Annotated in this window: 24 protein-coding genes and 1 pseudogene; 12 read left to right on the top strand and 13 right to left on the bottom strand. The window is 70.0% G+C overall.

Going from position 1 to position 24,365, the window contains the following annotated elements:
* Positions 1-64 precede the first annotated feature (64 nt).
* From ACE37J_RS15850 to ACE37J_RS15885, 8 genes and pseudogenes are all read left to right on the top strand, one after another.
* The gene (locus ACE37J_RS15850; protein WP_409712654.1) at positions 65-1,009 is read left to right on the top strand and encodes an SPOR domain-containing protein; all 945 of its coding nucleotides are present in this window, start codon (positions 65-67) and stop codon (positions 1,007-1,009) included.
* Complete coding sequence (locus ACE37J_RS15855; protein ID WP_409712656.1) at positions 1,006-2,145, top strand: D-alanyl-D-alanine carboxypeptidase family protein; 1,140 nt, start codon at positions 1,006-1,008, stop codon at positions 2,143-2,145. Before ACE37J_RS15850 ends, ACE37J_RS15855 begins: the two co-directional genes overlap by 4 nt.
* Positions 2,142-2,786 (top strand): dTMP kinase, encoded by a 645-nt coding sequence (gene tmk / locus ACE37J_RS15860; protein WP_409712658.1) that lies wholly within the window; start codon positions 2,142-2,144, stop codon positions 2,784-2,786. The genes ACE37J_RS15855 and tmk overlap by 4 nt, the downstream gene beginning before the upstream one ends.
* A complete protein-coding gene (locus tag ACE37J_RS15865) occupies positions 2,786-3,916 on the top strand; it encodes a DNA polymerase III subunit delta' (protein WP_409712660.1) in 1,131 nt (376 codons plus the stop codon). The genes tmk and ACE37J_RS15865 overlap by 1 nt, the downstream gene beginning before the upstream one ends.
* Before the next feature lie 20 nt (positions 3,917-3,936).
* A complete protein-coding gene (locus tag ACE37J_RS15870) occupies positions 3,937-4,755 on the top strand; it encodes a TatD family hydrolase (protein WP_409712662.1) in 819 nt (272 codons plus the stop codon).
* Positions 4,752-5,552 carry an MBL fold metallo-hydrolase gene (locus tag ACE37J_RS15875; protein WP_409712664.1) on the top strand — a complete coding sequence of 267 codons (801 nt, stop codon included), beginning with the start codon at positions 4,752-4,754 and terminating at the stop codon, positions 5,550-5,552. The genes ACE37J_RS15870 and ACE37J_RS15875 overlap by 4 nt, the downstream gene beginning before the upstream one ends.
* A 21-nt stretch (positions 5,553-5,573) precedes the next feature.
* On the top strand, positions 5,574-6,527 hold the full coding sequence (locus ACE37J_RS15880) for an AEC family transporter (RefSeq protein WP_409712666.1): 954 nt from the start codon (positions 5,574-5,576) through the stop codon (positions 6,525-6,527).
* 607 nt (positions 6,528-7,134) lie between these two features.
* Positions 7,135-7,461: pseudogene (locus tag ACE37J_RS15885) on the top strand (4Fe-4S dicluster domain-containing protein); the annotation flags it as partial.
* A gap of 86 nt (positions 7,462-7,547) precedes the next feature.
* Here the strand turns inward: ACE37J_RS15885 and ACE37J_RS15890 are convergent.
* The 6 genes from ACE37J_RS15890 to ACE37J_RS15915 all read right to left on the bottom strand — a co-directional run bounded on the left by ACE37J_RS15890 (position 7,548) and on the right by ACE37J_RS15915 (position 14,098).
* A complete protein-coding gene (locus tag ACE37J_RS15890) occupies positions 7,548-8,990 on the bottom strand; it encodes a DegQ family serine endoprotease (protein ID WP_409712668.1) in 1,443 nt (480 codons plus the stop codon).
* A gap of 150 nt (positions 8,991-9,140) precedes the next feature.
* Positions 9,141-10,025: a protease modulator HflC gene (hflC, locus tag ACE37J_RS15895; RefSeq protein ID WP_409712670.1), complete on the bottom strand. Its 885-nt coding sequence runs from the start codon at positions 10,023-10,025 to the stop codon at positions 9,141-9,143.
* Entirely contained in the window at positions 10,025-11,176 is a 1,152-nt protein-coding gene (gene hflK / locus ACE37J_RS15900) for an FtsH protease activity modulator HflK (protein ID WP_409712916.1), read from the bottom strand. The genes hflC and hflK overlap by 1 nt, the downstream gene beginning before the upstream one ends.
* A 49-nt stretch (positions 11,177-11,225) precedes the next feature.
* On the bottom strand, positions 11,226-12,602 hold the full coding sequence (gor, locus tag ACE37J_RS15905) for a glutathione-disulfide reductase (RefSeq protein ID WP_409712672.1): 1,377 nt from the start codon (positions 12,600-12,602) through the stop codon (positions 11,226-11,228).
* A 91-nt stretch (positions 12,603-12,693) separates the two neighbouring features.
* On the bottom strand, positions 12,694-13,416 hold the full coding sequence (gene rpiA, locus ACE37J_RS15910; protein ID WP_409712674.1) for a ribose-5-phosphate isomerase RpiA: 723 nt from the start codon (positions 13,414-13,416) through the stop codon (positions 12,694-12,696).
* Entirely contained in the window at positions 13,403-14,098 is a 696-nt protein-coding gene (locus ACE37J_RS15915) for a thiamine pyrophosphokinase (protein ID WP_409712676.1), read from the bottom strand. Before ACE37J_RS15915 ends, rpiA begins: the two co-directional genes overlap by 14 nt.
* A gap of 192 nt (positions 14,099-14,290) precedes the next feature.
* Here ACE37J_RS15915 and ACE37J_RS15920 point away from each other — a divergent pair, with 192 nt between their 5' ends.
* Positions 14,291-15,475, top strand: coding sequence for a hypothetical protein (locus ACE37J_RS15920; RefSeq protein ID WP_409712678.1), 1,185 nt, complete (start codon positions 14,291-14,293; stop codon positions 15,473-15,475).
* Between the two features lie 15 nt (positions 15,476-15,490).
* Here ACE37J_RS15920 and ACE37J_RS15925 read toward each other — a convergent pair whose 3' ends face one another.
* Positions 15,491-15,706 (bottom strand): DUF2842 domain-containing protein, encoded by a 216-nt coding sequence (locus ACE37J_RS15925; RefSeq protein WP_409712680.1) that lies wholly within the window; start codon positions 15,704-15,706, stop codon positions 15,491-15,493.
* 4 nt (positions 15,707-15,710) lie between these two features.
* Positions 15,711-17,003 carry an adenylosuccinate synthase gene (locus ACE37J_RS15930; RefSeq protein ID WP_409712682.1) on the bottom strand — a complete coding sequence of 431 codons (1,293 nt, stop codon included), beginning with the start codon at positions 17,001-17,003 and terminating at the stop codon, positions 15,711-15,713.
* A 121-nt stretch (positions 17,004-17,124) separates the two neighbouring features.
* Between ACE37J_RS15930 and ACE37J_RS15935 the strand changes: the two genes are divergently transcribed.
* Entirely contained in the window at positions 17,125-17,979 is an 855-nt protein-coding gene (locus ACE37J_RS15935) for a hypothetical protein (protein WP_409712684.1), read from the top strand.
* A 60-nt stretch (positions 17,980-18,039) separates the two neighbouring features.
* Here ACE37J_RS15935 and ACE37J_RS15940 read toward each other — a convergent pair whose 3' ends face one another.
* From ACE37J_RS15940 to ACE37J_RS15960, 5 genes are all read right to left on the bottom strand, one after another.
* Positions 18,040-18,282, bottom strand: a complete 243-nt coding sequence (locus ACE37J_RS15940) for a CDGSH iron-sulfur domain-containing protein (RefSeq protein ID WP_409712686.1) — start codon at positions 18,280-18,282, stop codon at positions 18,040-18,042.
* 68 nt (positions 18,283-18,350) lie between these two features.
* Positions 18,351-19,271 carry a polyphosphate kinase 2 gene (gene ppk2, locus ACE37J_RS15945; protein WP_409712688.1) on the bottom strand — a complete coding sequence of 307 codons (921 nt, stop codon included), beginning with the start codon at positions 19,269-19,271 and terminating at the stop codon, positions 18,351-18,353.
* 58 nt (positions 19,272-19,329) lie between these two features.
* Entirely contained in the window at positions 19,330-20,922 is a 1,593-nt protein-coding gene (gene serA / locus ACE37J_RS15950; RefSeq protein WP_409712690.1) for a phosphoglycerate dehydrogenase, read from the bottom strand.
* A 79-nt stretch (positions 20,923-21,001) separates the two neighbouring features.
* On the bottom strand, positions 21,002-22,183 hold the full coding sequence (locus ACE37J_RS15955) for a phosphoserine transaminase (protein WP_409712692.1): 1,182 nt from the start codon (positions 22,181-22,183) through the stop codon (positions 21,002-21,004).
* Between the two features lie 15 nt (positions 22,184-22,198).
* Positions 22,199-22,999 carry a class I SAM-dependent methyltransferase gene (locus ACE37J_RS15960; RefSeq protein ID WP_409712694.1) on the bottom strand — a complete coding sequence of 267 codons (801 nt, stop codon included), beginning with the start codon at positions 22,997-22,999 and terminating at the stop codon, positions 22,199-22,201.
* A gap of 178 nt (positions 23,000-23,177) precedes the next feature.
* Between ACE37J_RS15960 and ACE37J_RS15965 the strand changes: the two genes are divergently transcribed.
* Both ACE37J_RS15965 and ACE37J_RS15970 read left to right on the top strand, forming a co-directional pair.
* On the top strand, positions 23,178-23,663 hold the full coding sequence (locus tag ACE37J_RS15965; RefSeq protein ID WP_409712696.1) for a DUF2147 domain-containing protein: 486 nt from the start codon (positions 23,178-23,180) through the stop codon (positions 23,661-23,663).
* 46 nt (positions 23,664-23,709) lie between these two features.
* Entirely contained in the window at positions 23,710-24,345 is a 636-nt protein-coding gene (locus tag ACE37J_RS15970) for a hypothetical protein (protein WP_409712698.1), read from the top strand.
* Positions 24,346-24,365: the final 20 nt, after the last annotated feature.

Genomic DNA, 24,365 nt, shown 5'->3' on the forward strand with positions numbered 1-24,365 from the left:
TGAGGATCGAGGCGGAGATGCGAGGATGATCGAGCGGACGGGATGGGCGCGTCGAGCCGCCCTCTTGGCGGCGGTCCTGTCGCTGCCCGGCTGCGCGGAGGTCGAGCTCGGCGCGCAGATGGCGAAGGCCGTGGCCCGCCAGGCTGAGGCGCCGGCGGCGACCGAGGCGCGGCTTGCACCCGACCGGTTCGAGGCGACCGGCGTCGCGCTCTGGGACGGGGCGGCGACGCTGCAGGGCGTCTGGTTCGCGCATCCGCTGGCCACGCGGGCGCAGCGCGTTCTGGTGCGCGCGCCGGAGACGGGGCGCGAAGTCGAGGGCGCGCTCTTCAAGCGCGATCCGGCCCTGGCCGGCCCCTCGATCATCGTTTCCTCGGACGCCGCGCGGGCGCTTGGCCTCACGCCCGGGGAGCCGTCGGAACTGACCATCACGGCGCTCGACCCGACGCCGCCGGCCCTCGCCCCCACGCCCGTCGCGGAGGTGGAGACGGCCGCGCTCGCCGCGCCGCCGGCAGAGGACGCGGCGGAAATGGCCGGGCCCGAGGAATCCGGCATTGAAGAGCCGGTGGCGGAGGAGACGGAGGCGCCGCAAGTCGCCTTCGCCGCCACGCCGGACGAGCCGACCGAACCCGAGCCGACTGCGCCCGAGCCGACTGCGCCCGAGGCGGCGGAGCCTGCCGCGGATCCGCTGCCGGCCGCGGAGCCTTCGCCCCGCCCGTCGCCGCGCCCGGCTCCGGCGGAAACCGCGGTCGTCGCCGCGCCCGCACCCGAAACCGCGGCTCCGGCTGCGGCGCGCACCCGACATCTCCAGGTCGGCTCCTTCGCCGTCCCCGGCAACGCAGAGGCGCTGACCGAACGGCTCCGCGCCCGCGGCGCGCCCGCGCGGACGGCGCGGGGCGGCGCGCTCACGATCGTGCTGATCGGCCCCCTGCCCGACGAGGCCGCCGCCGCGGCGGCGCGCGAGGCGGCGCGGGCCGAGGGGGTGACCGATGCTCTGGAGGTGATGCTGTGACCAGACTGCCCGCACTCTTCGCCGCGCTCGCGCTTCTCGCCCAGCCGGCCGCGGCCTTCGACACCGCGGCGCGGGCGGCCATCGTGATCGACATGACATCGGGCGCCGTGCTGCTCGAAAAGGATGCGGACAAGCCGCTGCCGCCCGCCTCCATGTCCAAGCTGATGACGCTCAACATGGTGTTCGAGGCGCTCCAGCAGGGCCGCCTCTCGCTCGACGACACGTTCCCCGTCTCCGAGAAGGCGTGGAAGATGGGCGGCAGCCGCATGTTCGTCCGCGCGGGAGACAGGATCCGGGTGGAGGACCTGCTGCGCGGCGTCATCGTCCAGTCCGGCAACGACGCCTGCGTCGTGCTGGCGGAGGGGCTCGCCGGCTCGGAGGAGGCCTTCGCGGCGCGCATGAACGAGCGGGCGAAGGAGCTCGGGCTCGCGAATTCCCACTTCACCAATTCGACAGGCTGGCCCGACCCGGACCATTACATGAGCGTTCGGGACCTGATGACGCTCATCGACCGCATGGTGAACGCCTTCCCCGAATACTATCCGATGTGGGCCGAGACCGACTTCGAATGGGACGGGGTGGCGCAGAGGAACCGCAACCCGCTCCTCTATCTCGACCTCGGGGCCGACGGGCTCAAGACCGGGCATACCGAGGAGGCGGGCTTCGGCCTCACCGGCTCCGCGATCCGGGACGGGCGCCGGATCGGCTTCGTCGTCACCGGGCTCGACAGCATGGGCGACCGGGCGCAGGAATCCGAGCGGCTTCTGACCTGGGCGTTCCGGGAGTTCCGCACCGAGCGGATCGCCTCTGCCGGGCAGATCGTCGGCGAGGCGGAGGTCTGGGTCGGCGAGGAGCGGACCGTGCCGCTGACGCCTGCGCAGGACGTGATCGCGACCGCGCCCTGGGCCGCGGCGGCGGAGACGAAAGTGACGATCCGCTATGACGGGCCGATCCCCGCGCCCATCGCGGCCGGCCAGCCGCTCGGCGAACTGGTGGTCGAGGCGGCGGGGCTGCCGCCGGTCCGCGCGCCGCTTGTCGCCGCCGTCGCGGTCGAAAAGGGCGGGCTCATCACCCGCGTCGGCGCCGCGGTCGAGACGCTCCTGCGCGGAAGCGACGCGCCCGAAGCCGCCGAATGAAGCCGGGGGCCGGCTTCTTCCTGACGGTCGAGGGGGTGGACGGCGCGGGCAAGAGCACGCAGGCGCGCCGCCTCGCCGCAAGGCTGCGGGAAACGGGCCGGGCGGTGACCCTGACGCGGGAGCCGGGCGGGGCGCCGGGCGCGGAGGAGATCCGCGCGCTCCTGCTGACCGGCGACCCGGCGCGGTGGTCCCCCGTCACGGAGGCGCTGCTGTTCTTCGCCGCGCGGCGGGACCACGTGGAGCGGACGATCCTGCCCGCCCTCGCACGGGGGGAGGTCGTGATCTCCGACCGTTTCACCGATTCCACCCGCGCCTACCAGGCCGCCGCGCGACCAGGCGGCATGGCGGGCGCGCCTCCCGCCCTGATCGACCTCCTGCACCGGGAGGCGATCGGGCTCGACCCGGACCTCACGCTCGTCTTCGACATGGACCCGGAGGCGGCGCTGAGCCGCGGCCTTGCGCGCGAGACGGACGAGGCGCGGTTCGAACGGCTCGGGCCGGGTTTTCAGACACGGCTCCGGGAGAGCTTCCGCGCCATCGCCGCGGCGGAGCCCGGGCGCTGCCTGATGGTGGACGCAGGGGGCGGCGAGGCGGAGGTCGAGGCGCGGGTCTGGGCCGCGGTTTCGGCGCGGCTGACCTGATGGCGGAGGCTGCGCCCGAGGAGGCGGACCGGGTCGGCGACCTGCCGCACCCGCGGGAAACCTTGCGGCTCTTCGGGCAGGAAGCGGCGGAGGAGGCCTTCCTCGCCGCCTGGGGGGGCGGGCGGCTGCATCACGCCTGGCTGCTGGCCGGGCCGCGCGGCGTGGGCAAGGCGACGCTCGCCTACCGCATCGCCCGCGCGCGGCTGGCGGCGGAGGAAGGCGGCGGGCTCTTCGGCGCGCCGGAGCCGCCGCGGACGCTCGACCTCGATCCGGAGCATCCCGTCTCCCGCCGCATCGCCGCGGGCTCGGAGCCGCGGCTCTTCACGCTGAGGCGGGAGGCGGACCCGAAGACGGAGCGGCTCTATACCCGCATCCGGGTTGAGGATGTGCGGCGGCTCAAGAGCTTCTTCCAGCTCTCGGCCGCGGATGGCGGATGGCGCGTCGCGGTCGTCGACCCGGCGGAGGAGATGAACGCGAACGCCGCCAACGCGCTGCTGAAGGTGCTGGAGGAGCCGCCGCCGCGCGTGCTGATCCTGCTCGTCTGCCACGCGCCCGCGCGGCTGCTGCCGACGATCCGCTCCCGCTGCCTGATGCTGAAGCTCTCGCCGCTCGGGGCCGAAGACCTCGCCGCCGCGCTGGAGGCGGCGGGGGTGGAGACCGGGGCGGAGGCGGGCGCGCTTGCGCTCCTTTCGGACGGATCGGCGGGCGAGGCGGCGAGGCTCGCCGCGCTCGGCGGGCCGGCGCTCTACTCCCGGCTCGTCTCTCTCCTCGCCGGCGCGCCGGGGATGAACCGGCGGGAGATGGCGGCGATCGGCTCCGCCTGTTCGGGCCGCGCCAATGCGGAGACCTATGATCTCGTCATCCGGCTGATCGACATCCTCCTCGCCCGGCTCGCGCGGGCGGGCGCGCTCGGCCCGCCTTCGGCGGAGGCGGCGCCGGGCGAGGCGAAGGCGCTGGCCGCTCTCTCCCCCGGCCCGGCGGCGGCCCGGCTCTGGGCCGATCTCGCGCTCACGCTCGGGGGCCGGGCGGCGGCGGCGCGGGCCGTCAATCTTGACCCGTCGCAGGTCATGCTCGATATCTTCCTCGAAATCGACGCCGCCGCCCGCATCGCCCGCGCGCGCGAGGGCTGAACGCCGCGCCCGGAGCCGCCATGAACGCCGAAACGCCCCCCGAACTTGTGGACAGCCATTGCCATCTCGACTTTCCGGCGCTGGCCGGGGAGCTCGATGCGGTCGTCGCGCGGGCGGAGGCGGCGGGGGTGCGCCGGATGGTCACGATCTGCACGCGCCTGCCCACCGAACCCGAGGTGCGCGCCATCGCCGAGGCCTATCCGGGCGTGTTCTACGCCGCCGGAGTCCATCCGATGAGCGTGGCGGAGGAGGCGCCGGCGAGCGTGGAGGCGCTCGTCGCCCTCGCCCGGCATCCGAAGATGGTCGCGATCGGGGAGACGGGGCTCGATTATCACTACACGCGGGAGAGCGCGGCGGCGCAGCAGGCCTCGCTCCGCGTGCATTGCGAGGCGGCGCGGCGCACCGGCCTGCCGCTCGTGATCCATGCGCGCGACGCGGACGAGGACATGGCGCGGATCCTGACGGAAGAGCGCGCGAAGGGCGCGTTCGGCTGCGTGATGCACTGTTTTTCCTCCGGCGCGGCGCTGGCGGAGACGGCGCTTTCGCTCGGCTTTTATCTCTCGATGTCCGGCGTCGCGACGTTCAGGAATGCGGAGGCGGTGCGCGCCGTCTTCGCCGCGGCGCCGCTCGACCGGATTCTCGTGGAGACGGACGCGCCCTATCTCGCCCCGCCGCCGCATCGGGGCAGGCGCTGCGAGCCGGCCTATACCGCCCTGACCGCCAAGGTCGGGGCCGAGGTGAAGGGCGTGAGCCTCGCGGAGTTCGCCCGCGCGACGACGGCCAATTTCGACCGGCTCTTCGCCAAGGCCGCCGCCTGGACGCGGGCGCAGGCGGCATGAGCGGGCGGCTCTCGTTCACCATTCTCGGCTGCGGCTCCTCGGGCGGGGTGCCGCGGCTCGGCGGCCATTGGGGCCGCTGCGACCCGACGAACCCCAAGAACCATCGCCGCCGCTGCTCGATGCTGGTGGAACGCGAGGGGCCAGAGGGCGTGACGCGGGTGCTGATCGACACGTCGCCCGATCTCCGCTCGCAATTGCTGGACGCCGGCGTCGGCAATCTCGACGGCGTGCTCTATACCCATGAACATGCGGACCATGTTCACGGGCTCGACGATCTCCGCATGATCGTCTTCAACCAGCGGCGGCGGCTCCCCGTCTGGGCCGACGGGAAGACGGCGAACAGCCTTCTTTCCCGCTTCGGCTACGCCTTCGCCCAGCCCGAGGGCAGCCCCTATCCGCCGATCCTCGACCTCCGCCCGCTCGACGGGCCGGTGCGGATCGAGGGCGCGGGCGGGCCGGTGGAGGCGGCGCCGTTCGAGGTGAGCCACGGCTCCATCGACGCGCTCGGCTTTCGCATCGGGCCGCTCGCATATCTGCCGGATGTCGTGAAGATGACGGAAGAGGGATGGGCCGCGCTCGAAGGCGCGGAGTGCTGGGTGGTGGACGCGCTCCGCTATGATCCGCACCCGACCCATGCGCATCTTTCGCTGACGCTCGACTGGATCGCCCGTTCCGCCGTGCCGCGCGCGATCATCACGAACATGCATATCGATCTCGACTACGAGACGCTGAAGGCGGAGACCCCCGACCATGTGGAGCCCGCCTATGACGGGATGCGGATCGACTTTCCGCTCTGAACGGCCAAACGCCGCGCCCGCATGCCAGCCATGCTAGGCGTTCTCAACACCGTCCTTCCCGTCTTCCTCGTGGTCGGCTCGGGCTACGCGCTCGTCCGGTTCGGCCGGTTCCCGGAAGAGGCGGTGGGGGCGCTGATGAAGTTCGCGCAATCCGTTGCAGTGCCCTGCCTTCTCTTCATGGCGCTGATCCGGCTCGACCTCGGCGCGAATTTCGACCCGGGCCTGATGGTCAGCTTCTACTCCGGCGCGCTCTTCTGCTTCGCGCTCGGCTATCTCGCGGCGCGAAAGGGGTTCGGGCGGCGGCCGGGGGAATCCGTGGCGCTCGGCTTCGCCGCGCTCTTCTCCAATTCCGTCCTGCTCGGCCTTGCGGTGACGGAGCAGGCCTATGGAACCGCGGCGCTGGCGCCGAATTTCGCGCTGATCGCGATCCATGCGCCGTTCTGCTATCTCGTCGGCATCACCGCGATGGAGATCGCGCGGGCGGACGGGCGGAGCGGGGCGGAGACGGCGCGGATCGCCGCGACGGCGATGTTCCGAAACCCGATCTCCATGGCCTCCGCCGCCGGGCTTCTCGCCAACGTGACCGGCCTGCCCCTGCCGGAGGCGGCGGCGGATGCGGCGGACATGATCGGGCGCGCCGCGCTCCCGGCCGCGCTCTTCGGGCTCGGCGGCGTGCTCAGCCGCTATCGCATCCGCTCGACGCTCGGCGAGGCGCTGACGATCACCGCGCTTTCGACGCTGGTGCATCCGGCCATCGCCTTCACGCTCTCGCACCATGTCTTCGCGCTGGAGCCGGGCTTTGTCCGCTCGGCCACGATCATGGCGGCTATGGCGCCGGGGGTGAACGCCTACATGTTCTCCTCCATGTATCAGCGCGCGGAGGGGGAGGTCGCCTCGACCGTCATCATCGCGACGGCGGTTTCCGTGGTGACCGCCTCGGGCTGGCTCTGGACGCTGGACTACGTCCTCGGCTGACGACGCGCGCGGGGCCTGCTAGGCTCAGCCCATGGCCCGCGAGAACCCCTACCGCCCCTTCACGCCCGACCCGGAGCAAGCCGCACTCTTTCCCGCCGTTTCGGGCGATGCGATCAACGGCCTCGGCGAGGCGGAGCCGCGTCCGGCGCGCATGGTCTATTGGGCGCCGAACCCGGACGACATCCCGCACGGGGCCTTGCAGCGCTGGTTCTACACGCGCGACCCCGACGACCCGCATATCGGAAGGGCGCGGGCGGAGCGGGCGCGCATCCTCTCCGCGCCGATCTCGCCGCTTTCGGAATCGCGGGCGGAACGGAGCCCCGAGGATTGGACGGCGGCGTTCCTCGCCATGGCCGGCGCGGGCGCGTTCGAGATGGCGGGCGTGGCCGAGATGCGCCCCGGATATCTCACCGAGGGCGCCGCCACGACCGAGAGCCGGGTGCTGATGATCGGCGTCGCCCACGATTTCGAGGAGATCAGTACGGCGCCGGAGACGCGCGCGGGCGCTGAGGTCGTGCGGCAGTACGGGCGCGCAGGGGCTGCGGCGAAGTCGGTCGCCTCCTGGCTCAGGGAGCAGGGATGGGAGGCGCGGCCCGTGACCGGGCCGATGACGGGGGAGCTCCTCCTCATTCCGCCGGCGATCGATTGCGGGTTCGGCCAGCTCGGCAAGCATGGCTCGATCATCTCGGCGGAATACGGCGCCTCGTTCCGGCTCGCCGCCGTGCTGACCGACGCGCCCTTCGCGCCGACTCCGGCTGACGACCCGGGGGTGGACGAGTTCTGCCTCAACTGCCGGATCTGCGAGGACGCCTGCCCGCCGGAGGCGCTGGCGCCGGACAAGCGGCTCGTGAGGGGCGTGGAGAAGTGGTATGTCGAGTTCGACCGCTGCCTGCCCTATTTCAACGAGCATCAGGGCTGCGGCATCTGCATCGCGGTATGCCCGTGGTCCCTCCCCGGCGTGGGGATGAACCTTGCCGCGAAGCTGGCGCGCGCGGCGCTCGCGCGCCGCCGCTTCCGGCGTCAGTTGACGGTCAGCGCGACGAAACGCTTCTCGTCGCCAGTGCGGACGAGGATGAGGAGGGACTTGCGGCCTTCCTCCTTGGCCCGCGCCACGCCGCCGCGAACATCGGCGGGCGTCACGACCTCCTCCTGCGCCACCTCGACGATCACGTCGCCCGGGCGGATGCCCTTCTCGGCGGCGGCGCTGCCGGCCTCGACCTCGACCACGAGGACGCCCTTCGCATCGGCCGCGACGTCATAATCCGTGCGGTTCTTCGCCGTGAGCGGCTCCATCTTCATGCCGAGCGCGCTTTCCGCGGTCGCCGGGGCTTCCGGCGCGTCCACATCCGGGCCGGGCGCCCCCGCCCCTTCGTCAAGGAGGCCGAGCACGACCTTCACGGTCTGCGTCTTGCCCTTGCGCCAGACGACAACCCGCACATCCTTCCCGACCTCCGTTTCCGCAACCATCCGCGGGAGGTCGCGCATCTCGTTGATGTCGCGGCCGTCGAACTTCATGATGACGTCGCCGGCCTCGACGCCGCCGGAAGCCGCCGGGCCGCCCGAGGTCACTTCGGAGACAAGCGCGCCGGACGGCTTTTCGAGGCCGAGGCCCTCGGCCAGTTCCGGGGTCACCTGCTGGATCTTCACGCCGAGCCAGCCGCGGCGCGTCGCGCCGAATTCGCGGAGCTGCGCCACCACGGTCTTCACCAGCGCGGAGGGGACGGAGAAGCCGATGCCGATGGAGCCGCCGGAGGGCGAGATGATCGCCGTGTTCACGCCGATCACCTCCCCCGCCATGTTGAAGAGCGGGCCGCCGGAATTGCCGCGGTTGATTGCGGCGTCCGTCTGGATGAAGTCGTCATAGGGGCCGGAATTGATGTCCCGGTTGCGGGCGGAGATGATGCCCGCGGAGACGGAGCCGCCGAGCCCGAACGGGTTGCCGATGGCGATCACCCAGTCGCCGACGCGGGAGGCGTCGCTGTCCCCGAAGGGCACGAAGGGGAGCGGCTGCGGCGGGGTCACCTTCAGCACGGCGATGTCGGTCTTCGGGTCGGTGCCGACCAGCGTCGCCGGGAGGGAGGCGCCGTCGATGAAGTTCACCATGATCTCGTCGGCGTTCTCGATCACGTGATTGTTCGTGACGATGAAGCCCTCGGGCGCGATCACGAACCCGGAGCCGAGCGAATTCGTCGTGCGCGGGCCCTGGTTGCGTTCGCCGTCGAAGAAGTCCCGGAACAGGTCTTCGAACGGGGAGCCGGGAGGCAGTTGCGGCCGTGGGCCGCGCTGCGGCGCCTCGACAGTCTGGCTCGTGGAGATGTTGACCACCGCTGGGCTCAGCCGCTCGGCGAGATCGGCGAAGCTCTCCGGCGCGGCCTGCGCCGGGGCCGAGAGCGCCGTCACGCCGACGAAGGCGGCGACGAAAAGCGCGCGCAGCGGGTTCAACGAAAGTTCGGGCAGAAACACGTCAAGCCTCCTCGGGTCTTGTCGATGCGCGCCGCCCGGAGCGGCGCCAGCTTGTGACGCTGAGATACGCCTCGGGAGTCGATAATCCAACCGAAACGTTTCAGAGCATTTCCCAAACGTGAGCGCGCCGCCGTTCCGGCGGCGCGATCTTCATTGCAGCGGCGCCGGCCGCCCCTGATCCGACTTGAGGAAGTCGAAGAACTCGCTGTCCGGCGAGATGACCATGGAGGAATTGCTCCCCTGCAGCGCCTGCTCGTAGGCGGAGAGGCTGCGGTAGAAGGCGAAGAATTCCGGGTCCCGCCCGAAGGCCTCGGCGAAGACGGCGTTCCGCGCGGCATCCGCCTCGCCTCGGACGATCTCGGATTCCCGGCGCGCTTCGGAGACGAGCTCCACCGCCTGCCGGTCCGCCGTCGCGCGGACGACCTGCGCCGCCTCCGCGCCGCGCGCCCGCTCGTCCGCCGCCTCGCGCTCACGCTCGGCCTGCATCCTCGCGAAGGTCGCCTGGAGGTTCTGCTGCGGGAGATCGGCGCGCTTGATCCGCACGTCGATAACCTCGACGCCGAGATTCTCCGCCGGCCGGCGGGCCGCGTCGCGGATCGCCGTCATCATGCCGGACCGCTCGGCCGAGAGAATGTCCCGGCTGTTCACGTTGCCGAGCACGCCGCGGAGCGCCGCATTCAGGATCGAGTCGAGCCGCTGCGCGCCCGCAAGCTCCGCCCCGCCGGCGACGGCGAGCCGGAAGCGGACCGGATCGATGATCCGCCAGCGCGCGAAGGCCTCTACCACGAGCCGCCGCTCGTCCAGCGGGGTGACTTCCAGCGGCTGCGTGTCCAGAGGCAGGATACGGTCCTCGTAGAAGACGACGTTCTGGATGAACGGAATCTTGAACGCGAGGCCGGGATCCTGCTTCACCGCCTTCACCTGGCCGAACTGGAGCACGATGGCCTGTTTCCGCTCGTCCACGATGTAGACGGAGGAGAGCGCCGTGAAGAGCAGCGCGGCGATGACGCCGACGATGATATAGCTGCGGGGCATCAGTTGGTCCTCCGGAGCTCGTTGAGAGGCAGGTAAGGCACAACGCCCTGACCGCTGTCTCCGATCTGCTGGTCGATGATGATCTTGTCGATGCCGCCGTAGACCCGCTCCATCGTCTCGAGGAAGAGACGCTTGCGGGTGACTTCCGGCGCCTTGGCATATTCCTCGAATACGGCCTTGAACCGGCTCGCCTCGCCTTCCGCCTCGTTGACGACGCGGGCGCGGTAGCCCTCGGCCTCCTGGATCTGCTGCGCCGCCTCGCCGCGCGCGCCGGCGAGGCGCTCGTTGGCGTAGGCGTCCGCACGTTTCTCCAGCGTGTCCCGCTCCTGCTCCGCGGCCTGCACGTCGCGGAAGGCGTCGATCACCTCCTGCGGCGGATCCGCCTTGTCGAAGTTCACGCGGACGACGTTGATCCCGCTCTCATAACTGTCGAGCGTCGTCTGGATCAGCTCCTGCACTTCCTGGCTGACGATGGCGCGGTCCCGGTTCAGGATCGGCTTCATCTCCGAGCGGCCGATCACCTCACGCATCGCGGATTCCGCGACGGCGGCGACTGTCTGCTCCGGGTTGGCCAGATTGAAGAGGTACTGCTGCGGGTCGCGGATGTTCCAGACGAGCTGGAACCCGATGTCGATGATGTTGGCGTCGCCCGTCAGCATCAGGCCCTCGTCCGAAGCCCGGCTCGCGCGCTGAGCTCCCGAAGGTCCGGAGCCGATGTCGACCGTGTTCTCCCGCGTAACCGGGATGATCTCGCGGGACTGGATCGGCCAGAGGATGAAGTTGAGGCCCGGCTCGCCGATGCCGGAGCGCTCGCCGAAGGTGAGGACGACGGAGCGCTCTTCCGGCCGCACGGTGTAAAGCGCGTTCCAGAGATAGAACCCGACCGCCGCGAGGACGATCAGCGCGATCCCACCCTTACCGAGCCCCTGCCCGCCGCCGCCGGTTCCCCGCGGGCCGCGGCCGCCTCCGCCGCCGCCCATGATGACCTTGAGCCGGTCGCGGCCCTCCTTCAGAATTTCCTCAATGTCAGGCGGGCGCTGGCCGCCGCCGCGACCGGGGCCGCGCCCTCCGCCGCCGCCGCCGCCCCAGGGGCTCTTCCCGCCGCCATCTCCTCCGCCGCCCCCCCAGGGGCCGCCGCCATTGCTCGACATGGGCATTCCTTCCTCTCCCTGCGCGCCGCCTCCGCCTGACGGGACCCCGTCAGACAGGCGCGCGCATCGTGACCAGTTCCTCGGCCGCGGTCGGGTGGACCGCGACCGTCCGGTCGAAATCCTCCTTCGTCGCGCCCATCTTCACCGCGATTCCGGCGAGCTGGATCATCTCCCCGGCGCCGTGGCCGACGATATGAACGCCGCGCACGCGGCGGTCCGCCTTCGTGACGACGAGCTTCATCAGCATCTTCTCCTCCCGCCCTGACAGGGTCGCCAGCATGGGGCGGAAGGTCGAGCGATAGATCTCCACATCCCCGAGCGCGCGCGCCGCCGTCTCGGCAAGGCCAACTGTGCCGATTTCCGGCTGAGTAAAGACCGCCGTGGGGATATCGGTGTGATCGGGCTTCGTCGGGTTCGCGTTGAACACCGTCTCGACAAAAGCCGCCCCCTCGCGGATCGCGACGGGGGTGAGCGCGGCGCGGTCCGTCACGTCGCCAACGGCGTAGATCGAGGGCACGCTGGTCTGGGACCATTCGTCCACCGCGACGGCGCCGTTCGGCTTCAGCGTCACGCCCGCCGCCTCCAGCCCGAGGCCCTCCGTGTTGGGCCGGCGGCCAGTGGCATAGAAGACGCAATCGGCCTCCATGGCCTCGCCATCCTCCATCACCAGGCGGAGCGCGCCGCCCTCGGCCTTCTCGATCGCCATCACGTCGCAGCCGTAGCGAAGGGTGATTCCCTTCCGCAACATCTCCGCCGAGACATGGGCGCGAATGTCCGCATCGAAGCCGCGGAGGATCAGCTCGCCCCGGTAGACCTGCGTCACCTCGGCGCCGAGGCCGTTCAGGATGCAGGCGAATTCGCAGGCGATGTAGCCGCCGCCGACGATCACCACCCGCCGCGGCAACGCGGGGAGGTGGAAGATCTCGTTCGAGGTGATGGCGTGCTCCGCGCCCGGGATCTCCGGGACGAAGGGCGCGCCGCCGGTGGCGACGAGGATGTGCTTCGCGCTCACGATCCTTCCGTCGGCGAGCCGGACCTCGTGCGGGCCGGCGACGGTGGCGCGCGTCTTGAGCACCGTCGCGCCCGCGGCGCCGACATTGCGCTCGTAGAGGCCTTCGAGCCGCGCAATCTCCCGGTCCTTCGCCGCGATCAGCTTCGTCCAGTCGAAGGTCCGCGGCCCGACCGTCCAGCCGAATCCCTCCGCATCCTCGAAGGCTTCGGAAAAGGCGGAGGCGTAGACCATCAGCTTCTTCGGGACGCAGCCGCGGATCACGCAGGTGCCGCCGTAGCGATACTCTTCCGCGATGGCGACCTTCGCGCCGCCCTGCGCCGCCATGCGCGCGGACCGCACGCCGCCGGAGCCGCCGCCGATGACGAAAAGATCATAGTCGAAGCCGTCCGCCATCCGCCGTCCTGTCGAGGTCATCCGGGGCGCGGCCCCGTTTCCGTCGCGGGCAACTTAGGCGCCGCCCGCCCGCGGCGCAATGCAAGTCGGGGCGCAGCCGGCCCCCGGAGCGTCAATCCGCCTCCGGCGGCTCCATGATCTCCGCCCGCCCGTCCTCATGGCCAATCACCGCCCCCGCGGCGAGGCCGATGAAGAGCCCCGTCTCCACCACGCCGGGGAGCGCGTTGAGCCGCGTCGCGAGGCCCGGCGCGTCGCCGATCCGCCGGAGGTTGAGATCGAGGATATGGTGGCCCTCGTCCGTCACGAAGGGCGCGGCCTCCCCGCCCCGGAGGCGGATCGCGCGGCCGCCCACATCCTCCCGCTCCAACAGCTTCGCGACATGGCCCATCGTCGCCCGCCAGCCGAAGCGCACGACCTCCACCGGCAGCGGGAAGGCGCCGAGCGTGGGCACGGGCTTGCCGGCGTCGGCGATCACCAGCATCCGGCGGGAGGCGGCGGCGACGATCTTCTCCTGCAGGAGCGCGCCGCCCCCGCCCTTGACGAGGTTCAGCGCGGGGTCGATCTCGTCCGCCCCGTCGATCGTCAGGTCGAGCGCCCCCGCCTCCTCCAGCGTCGCGACGCGGAGGCCGAGCGAGGCGGCGAGGGTCGCGGTGCGGCTGGAGGTCGGCACGCAGAGAAGGGTGGAGGCGCGCGGAGCCTCGGCCAGCAGGCGGACGAGGAAATTCGCGGTGGACCCTGTGCCGAGGCCGAGCTTCATGCCCGCCTCCACATAATCGAGGGCGCGGCGCGCTGCGGCGAACTTGGCGCGGTCCGCCGGGTTCTCAGGAAGCTCCATCCGGCATGGTTCCTTCTTGCGTTTCGCCGCGGTTCAACAGGCCGGAGAGCGCCGCGTCAAGCCGGGCGCGCGGCAGGATCACGAGCGCGCCGGGACGGTCGAAGCCGAGCGAGACGGGGCCGGTCGTCTCGTTCGACGAACCGATCCGCGCGCCGGCCTCGAAGACCAGCCCGCCGACCGGCCAGCGCAGCCCGGCGCCCGCCTCCGCCAGCACGCGCCGCATCGGAAGGAGCGAGAGGCGGACGCCGGCCGGCAGGTCCAGCGCGAGCCCGCGGCCGGCGGAGAAGACGACATCCTCCCGCCCGAGCAGCAGGATCGGGCGCGGATCGGCGACGAGCGCGTGGAGGGCGGCGAGCTCATGGTCCACCCGCCCGCCGAGGAAACCGACGCCGAGGAAGAACGGCGCCTCCACCCGGAGCAGGCATTTCTCGAGATCGGTCGTCTCCTGCTCCTCGACGCGGATCAGGCGCGGGCCGAGGCGCGCGGCCCAGCCGGCGACATTCTCGAGCGAATCGAGATCGCCGATCACCGCTTCCGGAGTCACGCCCGCCGGCAGCCCGTTCGCGCCCCCGTCTGCGCAGACGAGCGCGGGCGCCCGGCGGAGGGCCTCTTCCAGCGCGGCGCGCTCCGGCGCCGCGCCGAGAAGGGTCGCTCCGCGGGTGAACCCGATCCGACCCTCCATGTCCGCCTCCGTTCATGCAACCGACGCGCGAATGGCGAAAAAAGTGCTCTCGCTGCAAACGAGCGGTTTTCTTTCGCGATTTATGGCTTAGACTTGTCGAACATGTGAACGCAATCGGGCTGAGTGCGCATTTTCCGGCGGGGGCCGGGAGGCGCGCCGAGCGAGGCCCGGAGCGGTGGTGGGGAATTTGGAATGGCTTTCGATACGAATCAGGACAGACGCGTGAAGCTCGCCTTCGGCGAGTTCGATTGTGAGATCGTCGGCTATGACGACCCGCTCCGCGTGCTCGACAAGATCCTCGGCCTTTATGTCGCCGTCGCGGAGACGAGCCCCGCGCTGATCGCCGGCGGCGCGCCCGAAGCGGCGCGGCTTCGCGCGCGGTTCGCGGAAGTCCTGGGAGAGAACGCCGCGCGGCTCGGGGCTTCGGTTTCGCCGCGAGGCGCCGGAGTGACCGTTTCCGCCGCCCCCGCAGTTGAAGCGCCGCCGCCCCCGGAGCAATCGGCGACGCCCGCGCATCTCGCCGGGATGGATCCGGCGCTTCTCGCCGAGTTCGCAGCGATGCGCGCCCGGCTGAAGGATCGGGACGAGCCGGCGGGCGAGCGGATTGCCAAACCTGCGCCCACGACCGCGGAAGCCGCCCCGCAGCCACGGGTGCGCATCATCCGGGCGGAGAAGGCCAAAGCGGACGACGCATCCGGCGCCGAGCCCGCAGCGCGCCCGGCGACCGCATTCTCCTCGCAAGCGCGCGCCGTTTCGGAGAGCGCCGCAGCGTCCGAAGCCGCGGAGTCGGAAACGGACAATTTCCTGTTCGCCGAGACGGACGACACGGCCGCGGCGGAGCGGCCCGCCGAGCCGGCGCCCGTCGAACCGGCCGCCGCCGCGCCGGGCAAGGAGCCGGATGTCGGTCGGTTCGGCTTCCTGCGCCGGATCATGCCGCAGGCTACGGCCGCGGAAGAAGCGCCCCTAGATGCGGAGGGGCCGTTCCGCCGGCTCCGCGAAGCGTCCGAGGCCGCGCTGCCGCGCCTCGACCCGGCGGCGCGCGCGCCGGAGCCGCGCCTCGCCCTCGTGCGGCCGGTTCGCACGGCGCTTTCCGGCCCGGCGGCCTTCGCCGCCGAGGCGGGGGCGAACGGACTTACGGAACATGTGGAGGCGGCGGCGGCCTGGCTCGCCCTGTCCGAAGAGCGGCCCCGCTTCAGCCGTCGCGACGTGATGCAGGCGCTGTCCGGCATCGAGGCTGCGGCCGGATACAGCCTCGAGGCGCGGATGAAGGCGTTCCGCACCCTCCTGAAGAACGGTGTTCTGGTGCGGGAGGAGGACGGCCTCTACTCCCTCTCCCGCGCCGCGCGCTTCGGCCATGAAGGCCGGCTTCGCGCCTGAAGCCGGCCTGTGCGTTCAGGCGTCGGGATCGGGCTTTCCGATCCCGCGAAAGACGAAGCGGAAGGGCAGCGCCCAGATCACGCCGAGCCCGGCGTAGATCAGCACTTCGAGCCAGAGCGGCGGCCGGTCCAGCCAGTTCATCACCGAGACGGCCGCGACGACGAAGAGCGGCAGCCAGACCAGCAGCAGGACGAGGGAGAGGCGCCGCCGCGCCTTGTAGGAAAGCTTCATCGGCTCAGTCCGCGAAGGGGTCGGTGACGAGGATCGTGTCGTCCCGCTCCGGCGAGGTGGAGAGGAGGGCGACGGGGCAGCCGATCAGCTCCTCCACCCGCCGGACATACTTGATCGCCGCCGCGGGGAGATCGGCCCAGGAACGGGCGCCCTCCGTGCTTTCGGACCAGCCGGGCATCTCCTCGTAGATCGGCTCCGCCGCCGCCTGCCGCGCCGCGGCGATGGGCAGGAAGTCGACGACCTCGCCGCCGACGCGGTAGCCGGTGCAGATCTTCAGCGTCTCGAACCCGTCCAGCACGTCCAGCTTCGTCAGCGCGACGCCGCGGACGCCGGATTGCATGCAGGTCTGCTTCACCAGCGCCGCGTCGAACCAGCCGCAGCGGCGCTTCCGGCCCGTGACGGTGCCGAATTCGCGGCCGCGCTCGCCGAGCCGTTCGCCGTCCGCATCCCGAAGCTCGGTCGGGAACGGGCCCTCGCCGACGCGGGTGGTGTAGGCCTTCACGATGCCGAGCACGAAATCCACCGCGTTCGGGCCGAGGCCGGAGCCGGTCGCCGCCATGCCGGAGAGCGTGTTGGAGGAGGTGACATAGGGATAGGTGCCGAAATCGATGTCGAGGAGCGCCCCCTGCGCGCCCTCGAAGAGGATGCGCCTGCCCTCCCGCCGCTTCTCCGCCAGCACGCGCCAGGCCGGGCCGGCATAGGGGAGGATCTTCGGCGCGACCGCCATCAGCTCCGCCTTCAGCGCGGCCCGGTCCACCGGCTCGACGCCGAGGCCGCGGCGGAGCGGGTCGTGATGGGCGAGCAGGCGGTCGAGCCGCGCATCCAGCGTCGCCTCGTCGGCGAGGTCCGCGACGCGAATCGCGCGGCGGCCCACCTTGTCCTCATAGGCGGGGCCGATGCCGCGCCCGGTCGTGCCGATCTTCGCCGCGCCCGCCGCCGCTTCCCGCAGCTGGTCGAGATCGCGGTGGACGGGGAGGATGAGCGGCGCGTTCTCCGCCACCATCAGGCTCTCGGGCGAGATGGCGGCGCCTTGCCCCGTCAGTTTCTCGATTTCCGAGAGGAGCGCCCACGGGTCCAGCACGACGCCGTTGCCGATGACGGAGAGCTTGCCCGGCCGGACGATGCCGGAGGGGAGGAGCGAGAGCTTGTAGACCACGCCGCCGATCACCAGCGTGTGCCCGGCGTTGTGCCCGCCCTGGAAGCGGACGATGACGTCCGCCCGCTCGGAGAGCCAGTCCACGATCTTTCCCTTGCCCTCGTCGCCCCACTGGGCGCCGACGACCGCCACATTCGCCATGCTCACGCTCCGCGTTGATCCGCGGCCTTATAAGGCGGCGCGCCGCGCGCCGAAACCGGGAAAAGGTCGCGGGGCCGGCGCCGGCGCGCTATGCTCTGTCCCGCGCGTCAGCGGAGCGATCATGCAGACGGTCATCGATTTCCTGTTCGGCCAGTCGGAGACAGTCAACCTTGTCCTGAGGACCTTCGGCCTCCTGCTGGGCCTGCCCGCGCTTTTCTGGAGTCTGGACAAGCTGCTGCTCTCCCCCGCGGGGCGGAAGGCGATCTGGGCCGCACTCGCCGACCGTTTCGTGCGCCCGGAGGGGGCGTTTGCGATCTATCACGAGCTGCTCGGGCCGCCGGGCGCGACGGCGCGCTTCGTCCTCGTGACCCTCGCGTTCTCCGTCGCCTCCATCCTCATCTTCCTGCTCGGCTTCGCCTTCCTGGCGCCCCAATTCGCGGAAAGCTTCCTGACGAGCGGGATCGCCCGAGCCTACTACCTGCGACAGTTCCTGACCGAGGGGGTGCTCACCGTATTCCTCGTCAACTATGTCGCCCTGCAGATCATGTTCGCACTGGAAGCCCGACTCTCCGCCTCCGGGCTCGGGCTCTGGCCGGCGCTGCTCGCCGACATGGCGCTTCGCGTCGCGCTGTTCGCGATCGGGCTTTCGGCGGTCTACTTCGCTTCGGCCCCGCTCTTCGGCTCCTTCGGCGGCGATCCGGCGGCGGGGCTCCGGGCCGTTCTTCCCACCCTGGCGGCGGGGTTGCGGCTGGAGGCGGTCACGTCGGTCTATTTCTACGCCGCGGCAATTTCCGGATTGCCGCTGTTCCTCGCGGCGGTGCTCGACCTGATGCGGAGATGGCCGCCGCTCGGCGCCGTGGTGCGCGCGCTCTTCTTTTATCTGCCGGTCAACGAGAACCCGATCCTTGCCGGCGCGGCGACGCTCGGCGTGTTCCTCGCCCTCCTCTCCTCGGTCGCGTCGGCGGCGTTCGGCTGAGCGCCGGCGCCGCCGGCCCGGCGAAGACGGCTCAGGCTCCGGGCGCGAAGCCCCGGAAGCTCACAGCTTGTTGTGCGAACCGTCGCAGCGGACGCCGTTTCCGCTCGCCTTGCAGCCGCAGAAGAAGACCTTGCCGGCCTCCGCCGCCTCGAACTTCACGGGGGCGAGGCCGGTGTCCTTGTGGCTGCCGTCGCAAAAGGGCTGCTTCGACGAGCGGCCGCAGGAGCACCAGAAATAGGTTTTCCCCGCCTCGACCTCGACCGGATAGGGCGCCTTCTGCGCCGGAATGGGGGCTTCCGCCATTTTCTGCTCCCTGGGCTCGCTCAATGCTTGCTGGAACGGAGCATAGCGCGGCGGAAGCCCTTCGCCAGTCAGTATTTCCGGGGCACGTAGAGTTCGTCCGGCAGGACGCGGCGCTCGTATTCCGGGTTGTAGACGCGCTCGGGGAGGTGGACCTCCTCGTGCGGCACGGGCTCGTAGGGAATCTGCGTCAGGAAATGGTCGATGCAGTTCAGCCGCGCCCGCTTCTTGTCGTTCCCCTGGACGATGTGCCACGGCGCCTCGGGGATGTTGGTGCGGGCCAGCATCTCCTCCTTCGCCTTGGTGTAGGCCTCCCACCGCACGCGGCTCTGGAGGTCCATGGGGGAGAGCTTCCACTGCTTCATCGGGTCGTGGATGCGGATGAGGAAGCGCATCTGCTGCTCCTCGTCCGTGATCGAGAACCAGTATTTCACGAGGATGATGCCGGAGCGGACCAGCATCCGCTCGAATTCCGGCACGTCATGGAAGAACTGCTCCACCTGGTCCTCCGAGGCGAAGCCCATCACCCGCTCGACCCCGGCGCGGTTGTACCAGGAGCGGTCGAAGAGCGCGATCTCCCCGCCCGCGGGCAGATGCGGGACGTAGCGCTGGAAATACCATTGCGACTTCTCGCGGTCGCTCGGCGCGGGGAGCGCGACGACGCGGCAGACGCGCGGGTTGAGCCGCTGCGTGATGCGCTTGATGACGCCGCCCTTGCCCGCGCTGTCCCGCCCCTCGAAGAGAACGACGACCTTCTTCTTGTGATGCGAGACCCAGTCCTGCAGCTTGATGAGCTCGGACTGGAGGCGGAGAAGCTGCGCGATGTAGTCATGCCGCTCCAGCGAGGGCGGATGCGCCTTGCGGTAGATCTCCTTGATCTTCGTGCTGAGCACGATGTCCTCGAGCTCGAGCTCGTAATCCTCGTCCAGCGTCTCGGCCAGCTCGGCGGCCAGCCAGTCTTCCGCGCCCGTTTCCGGCTTGTCGTCCATCATGCCCTCTCCGCTTTCCGGCGGAGAGGATCATGCCTCGGCGACAGTTTCTTGTCGCCCCTCAGAAGCGCAGCGCCTTCGCCTGAAGCACCTGCGGCAGCGCGGCGATCTCCGCCAGCATCGCCGCGTTCACCGGCTCGTCCACGCCGAGGAGGGCGATGGCCTCGCCGCCCTTGTCCGCCCGGCCGAGCGCGAAGGTGGCGATGTTTACGCCGAGGGCGCCGAGCTTCATGCCGAGCGCGCCGATATAGCCCGGCGTGTCCGAGTTCGTGGTGTAGAGCATGTGCGCCATCGGCTCCGCCTCGAGCCCGATGCCCTTGATCTGGATGATCCGCGGCTTGCCGTCGCCATAGACCGTGCCGGCGACGGCGCGCGTCTGCACCTCCGTCGTCACGATCAGGCGCATGTAGGAGCCGTAGGCGCCTTGCGCGTCCTTCCGCGTCTCGGCGATCTTCACGCCGCGCTCGCGGGCGACGAGGGGGGCGGAGACCATGTTGACCGTCCCCTCCCCCACCAGCGGCGTGAGGAGGGCGGCGACGAGGGCGGCGGTGAGCGGCTTCTGGTTCAGGCGGCCGACATCGCCGACATATTCGATCTCGATCTCCTTGATCGCCGTCTCCGTCACCTGGCCGGCGAAGCCGCCGAGCGTTTCGGCGACCGCGATCCAGGGCTTCAGGAGCGGCGCCTCCTCCGCCGTCACGGAAGGCGCGTTGAGGGCGTTGGAGATGGCGCCGTGCACGAGATAATCCGCCATCTGCTCGGCGACCTGGAGCGCCACGTTCTCCTGCGCTTCCGAGGTCGAGGCGCCGAGATGGGGGGTGGCGACGAAGTTCGGGCAGCCGAAGAGCGGGTTCTCCTTCGCCGGCTCCACGGCGAAGACGTCGAACCCGGCGCCGGCGAGTGCGCCGGACTTGAGGGCCGCCGCCACCGCCTCCTCGTCCACCAATCCGCCGCGTGCGCAGTTGATGAGCCGGGCGCCGGGCTTCATCTTCGCGATGCGCTCGGCGGAGAGGATGTTCGCCGTCTTCTCCGTCTTCGGCAGGTGGAGGGAGACGAAATCGGCCCGCGCCAGCAGGGGTTCGACCTCCTCGATCTTCTCGACGCCCATCTCCAGCGCCCGCTCATGGGAGAGGAACGGGTCGTAGGCGATGACCTTCATGCGGAGCCCGATGGCGCGGGCGGCGACGACGGAGCCGATATTGCCGCAGCCGATCAGGCCCAGCGTCTTGCCCGTGATCTCCACGCCCATGAAGCGGTTCTTCTCCCACTTGCCGGCCTGGGTGGAGGCGTCCGCCGCCGGAAGCTGGCGGGAGACGGCGAACATCAGCGCGATGGCGTGCTCCGCCGTGGTGATGGAGTTGCCGAAGGGCGTGTTCATCACGACGATCCCCTTCGCCGAAGCGGCGGGAATGTCGATATTGTCCACGCCGATGCCGGCGCGGCCGATGACGCGGAGGTTCGTCGCGGCGGCGATGATCTCCTTTGTCGCCTTGGTGGCGGAGCGGACGGCAAGGCCGTCATACGCGCCGATGACCGCCTTCAGCGCCTCGGCGTCCTTGCCGAGTTCGGGGCGGAAATCGACCTCCACCCCGCGGTCGCGGAAGATCTGCACGGCGGCGTCGGAAAGCTCGTCGGAAATGAGAACCCTGGGCATGTGGTAAGCCTCTTCGCTGCGGGGCTGCGCCCGCGCTCTTCGGAATGGGGTGAGCCCGCCCCGCCTGGGGCGGGAGGGGTCAGGCGGCCTTGGCGGCGAGCTCCGCCTTCGCGGCGGCGAAGGCCCAGTCGAGCCACGGGGTCAACGCCTCGATGTCCGCGGTCTCAACGGTGGCGCCGCACCAGATGCGGAGGCCCGGCGGCGCGTCACGATAGCCGCCGATGTCGAAGGCCGCCTCCTCCGCCTCCAGCAGCGCGACCATGCGCTTGCAGAAGGCCGCCTGCGCCGCCTCGTCGAGCGCCGCGACCTCCGGGTCCGTCACCCGGAGGCAGACGGAGGTGTTGGAGCGGTGCGCGGGCTCGGAGACGAGATTGGCGATCCAGCCGGAGCGGTCCGCCCAGCCCTGGAGCGCGGCGAAGTTGGCATCCGCCCGCGCGCGGAGGGCGGGGAGGCCGCCGATCCGCTCCGCCCAGTCCAGCGCGTCCGCATAATCCGCGACGGCGAGCATGGAGGGGGTGTTGATCGTCTCCCCCGCGAAGATACCGTCGATCAGTTTTCCGCCCTTGGTGAGGCGGAAGACCTTCGGCAGCGGGCGGGGCGGGGCGTAGGATTCGAGCCGCTCCACCGCGCGGGGCGAGAGGCAGAGGACGCCGTGCGCCCCCTCCCCGCCAAGCACCTTCTGCCAGGAGAAGGTGACGACATCGAGCTTCGCCCAGTCGAGATCCTGCGCGAAGGCGGCCGAGGTGGCGTCGCAGATGACGAGGCCCGCGCGGTCCGCCGCGATCCAGTCCGCATTCGCGACGCGGGCGCCGGAGGTCGTGCCGTTCCAGGTGAAGACGACATCCGCGGCGGGGCGGACGGCGGACAGGTCCGGCAGGGCGCCGTAGGGCGCCTTCAGGATGTTCACGTCGTCGAGCTTCAGCTGCTTGACGATGTCGGTCGCCCAGCCCTCGCCGAAGCTTTCCCATGTCAGCACGTCCACCGGGCGCGGGCCGAGCAGGGACCACATCGCCATCTCCACCGCCCCTGTGTCGGAGGCGGGGACGATGCCGACCCGCCAGCCGGCGGGAACGCCGAGCAGCGCGGCGGTGCGGTCGATCGCGGCCTTCAGCTGCGCCTTCGGACCCTTCGCGCGGTGCGACCGGCCGAGCCAGGCCTTGGCCATCACGGCCTCGGCGGACCATTCGGGGTGTTTCGGACAGGGGCCCGACGAGAATTCGGGCCGCCGCGGCTTGAAGCCGGGCATTTCAGGGAACGTCATGGACGCGCTCCAACGTCAGGGCGATTTTTCTGAGCCCGCCGCCGCTCGCCCTTGTCCGACGACGCGCCCGGAGCCCGGATAGGCGAGCGCGGGCGCGCGGTCAATCGGCAAGTTGTCGTTTTCGGATGACAGGGCGGCGCATTCGCCCGGCGCCGCCCCTTCGCCGGCTTCGCCCTGCATGCGGAAGACGAGGATCATCGTCTGGCTGAACCGGGGGAAGATGCGACAGAAGCGCCGGTTCACCCAAAGAAGAACCCTCTGCAGCGGGGAGACCTGCTTATAGTGGATGTTCGCATAGCGTATCTCTTCCAGCGCGAAGCCGGCCCGCGCGGCGAGGGCGGTGAGGGTGCGGGGCGTGAAATAGCAGACATGCTGCCAGTGAACGTCCGGGTCGTTCGTCCACCCTTTCACGACCATGTAGATCTCCCGCAGGCAGTAACCGTTGGGCGTGACCAGCACGAGGCGCCCGCCGGGCTCCAGATTCGCGCGCGCGCAGGCGAGGAACATCCCGGGATTGCTGAGATGCTCGATCAGGTCCGAGGCGAGGACGACCTCGAACCGGCGCTCCGCCCGATAGAGTTCGGCGTCGGCGACGCGGATGTCGTATCCGGCTTTCCGCGCCGCCCTGACCTGCCGCTTCGCAATGTCGATCCCCCGCACGGCGCGCGCTTCGCTGAGAAGAAAATCGAATATCCAGCCGCGGCTCCAGTTCGCCCCCTTGAAGAAATGATTGACGCTGCCAACGTCCAGAACATCCCGATCCGCCACGAAATCACGCAGTATGGCCTTGAGTTCGGCGGTAGGATCGGACTGCACGCGACAATTCTCGACTAGAAGTTGCATGTTGGGAATACAATGTCGCAAAGCGGCGCGACCTGTGCAATAGAAGACCGAGTGAAAACTGCGGACCGGCGGCGCGGCGAGCGCGTGTGGTCCTTGCGCCGGAATTTACGCCCACCCACGTGCCATATTCACGCAAACGATCGAAAGCCGCATGATGATACGCCTGATCCTCGCCGCCCTCCTGATCGCCGCCCTTCCCGCGGTTTCAGAGCTTGTCGCGGGGGAGCGCAAGCCGACCGGGCTCTGGCTCACGGAGAAGCAGGGGCTGATCGTCGACATCTACGAGTGCGGCGAGGGGCGGCTTTGCGGCCGCACTGTCTGGATGAAGAAGATGGTCGGCAAGGACGGCGCCCCGCGGCTCGACGTGAAGAACCCGGACCCGGCGCTGCGGGAGCGTCACTGGTGCGGGATCGAGGTCATCACCGGGCTCGCGGAGAAGGACGGTCGCTGGACGGGCGGCAAGGTCTATGACCCCAAGACGGGGCAGACCTTCGATTTCGAGCTGAACCCGGCGGGGGAGCGGCTGGAGGCGCGCGGCTATCTCGGCGTGCCGCTGCTCGGCAAGACGGAGGTCTGGACGCGGGCCGAACCTGAGGGGCTGGCGCTCTGCTACGATTCCGATCAAAAGGGGGCGTAGAGGCGATATCAAAGCGCGATACGATGGGTGCGGACGACAGGACCGGATGAAAGAACTTTCGATGCTCTATGCATCCATAGGCTTCGAGGAATGGGGCCTTGCAGAGTGGGGTAGCTTGGCATCGCTACTCGCGCTGGCAGCGACATTGATCCTCGGCGCCGCCCGTCTTTTCCTGTTCGCCGAGATATTCCCAATTACTTGGAGTCACTCCGTCGCCGCGGCGATGAAAATCGTTCGGCTCATAGGTCGCGATGGCTGGGTGCCTGACTTGGTTATCTGTCTTGGACGGAGCGGGGGCATCTGGGGAGGCTTCATCTCAGGCAATATCGGCTCAAAGCCCGCCTTTATGGTCATGGACTATTATAATAACTCGAATGCTTACGTGCAGTTTGAATACCTGCAAGAGTGCGCCTCGGCGATCCGGAAACACGGCGCATCGAGAGTCTTGGTGATACAAGGCTACACCGGAACCGGCGGGACTTTTTTTGCGCTAAGGGAGGCGATCGCTGCTTTCCCAACCCTTCGCAACGTCGAGTTCAGGTATGGCGTAGTTTTCGCGTGGGCTAATTGCCGTTTTCCACTCGATTACGTTGGCAGAGTGTTAAGACGTCCTCCGAAGCGTATGCCTTGGCATAAAACAAGCGCATATGTGACAGCAATGAATGGCCACAAGAAAGAGTAGTGGCCGTAAATCAAGAGTTA

Origin of the sequence: Pikeienuella sp., assembly GCF_046290545.1 — a bacterium.
Taxonomy (GTDB): Bacteria; Pseudomonadota; Alphaproteobacteria; order Rhodobacterales; family Rhodobacteraceae; genus Pikeienuella.

Excerpts from the sequence above, each read along its gene's own strand:
- ACE37J_RS15870 (WP_409712662.1), top strand. The coding sequence starts at position 3,937 with ATGAACGCCGAAACGCCCCCCGAACTTGTGGACAGCCATTGCCATCTC.
- ACE37J_RS15875 (WP_409712664.1), top strand. The coding sequence starts at position 4,752 with ATGAGCGGGCGGCTCTCGTTCACCATTCTCGGCTGCGGCTCCTCGGGC.
- hflC (WP_409712670.1), bottom strand. The coding sequence starts at position 10,025 with ATGCCCCGCAGCTATATCATCGTCGGCGTCATCGCCGCGCTGCTCTTC.
- ACE37J_RS15965 (WP_409712696.1), top strand. The coding sequence starts at position 23,178 with ATGATGATACGCCTGATCCTCGCCGCCCTCCTGATCGCCGCCCTTCCC.
- ACE37J_RS15955 (WP_409712692.1), bottom strand. The coding sequence starts at position 22,183 with ATGACGTTCCCTGAAATGCCCGGCTTCAAGCCGCGGCGGCCCGAATTC.
- ACE37J_RS15940 (WP_409712686.1), bottom strand. The coding sequence starts at position 18,282 with ATGGCGGAAGCCCCCATTCCGGCGCAGAAGGCGCCCTATCCGGTCGAG.
- tmk (WP_409712658.1), top strand. The coding sequence starts at position 2,142 with ATGAAGCCGGGGGCCGGCTTCTTCCTGACGGTCGAGGGGGTGGACGGC.
- ppk2 (WP_409712688.1), bottom strand. The coding sequence starts at position 19,271 with ATGATGGACGACAAGCCGGAAACGGGCGCGGAAGACTGGCTGGCCGCC.
- serA (WP_409712690.1), bottom strand. The coding sequence starts at position 20,922 with ATGCCCAGGGTTCTCATTTCCGACGAGCTTTCCGACGCCGCCGTGCAG.
- ACE37J_RS15865 (WP_409712660.1), top strand. The coding sequence starts at position 2,786 with ATGGCGGAGGCTGCGCCCGAGGAGGCGGACCGGGTCGGCGACCTGCCG.
- ACE37J_RS15970 (WP_409712698.1), top strand. The coding sequence starts at position 23,710 with ATGAAAGAACTTTCGATGCTCTATGCATCCATAGGCTTCGAGGAATGG.
- ACE37J_RS15935 (WP_409712684.1), top strand. The coding sequence starts at position 17,125 with ATGCAGACGGTCATCGATTTCCTGTTCGGCCAGTCGGAGACAGTCAAC.
- hflK (WP_409712916.1), bottom strand. The coding sequence starts at position 11,176 with ATGTCGAGCAATGGCGGCGGCCCCTGGGGGGGCGGCGGAGGAGATGGC.
- ACE37J_RS15920 (WP_409712678.1), top strand. The coding sequence starts at position 14,291 with ATGGCTTTCGATACGAATCAGGACAGACGCGTGAAGCTCGCCTTCGGC.
- ACE37J_RS15880 (WP_409712666.1), top strand. The coding sequence starts at position 5,574 with ATGCCAGCCATGCTAGGCGTTCTCAACACCGTCCTTCCCGTCTTCCTC.
- ACE37J_RS15925 (WP_409712680.1), bottom strand. The coding sequence starts at position 15,706 with ATGAAGCTTTCCTACAAGGCGCGGCGGCGCCTCTCCCTCGTCCTGCTG.
- gor (WP_409712672.1), bottom strand. The coding sequence starts at position 12,602 with ATGACCTCGACAGGACGGCGGATGGCGGACGGCTTCGACTATGATCTT.
- ACE37J_RS15930 (WP_409712682.1), bottom strand. The coding sequence starts at position 17,003 with ATGGCGAATGTGGCGGTCGTCGGCGCCCAGTGGGGCGACGAGGGCAAG.
- ACE37J_RS15915 (WP_409712676.1), bottom strand. The coding sequence starts at position 14,098 with ATGGAGGGTCGGATCGGGTTCACCCGCGGAGCGACCCTTCTCGGCGCG.
- rpiA (WP_409712674.1), bottom strand. The coding sequence starts at position 13,416 with ATGGAGCTTCCTGAGAACCCGGCGGACCGCGCCAAGTTCGCCGCAGCG.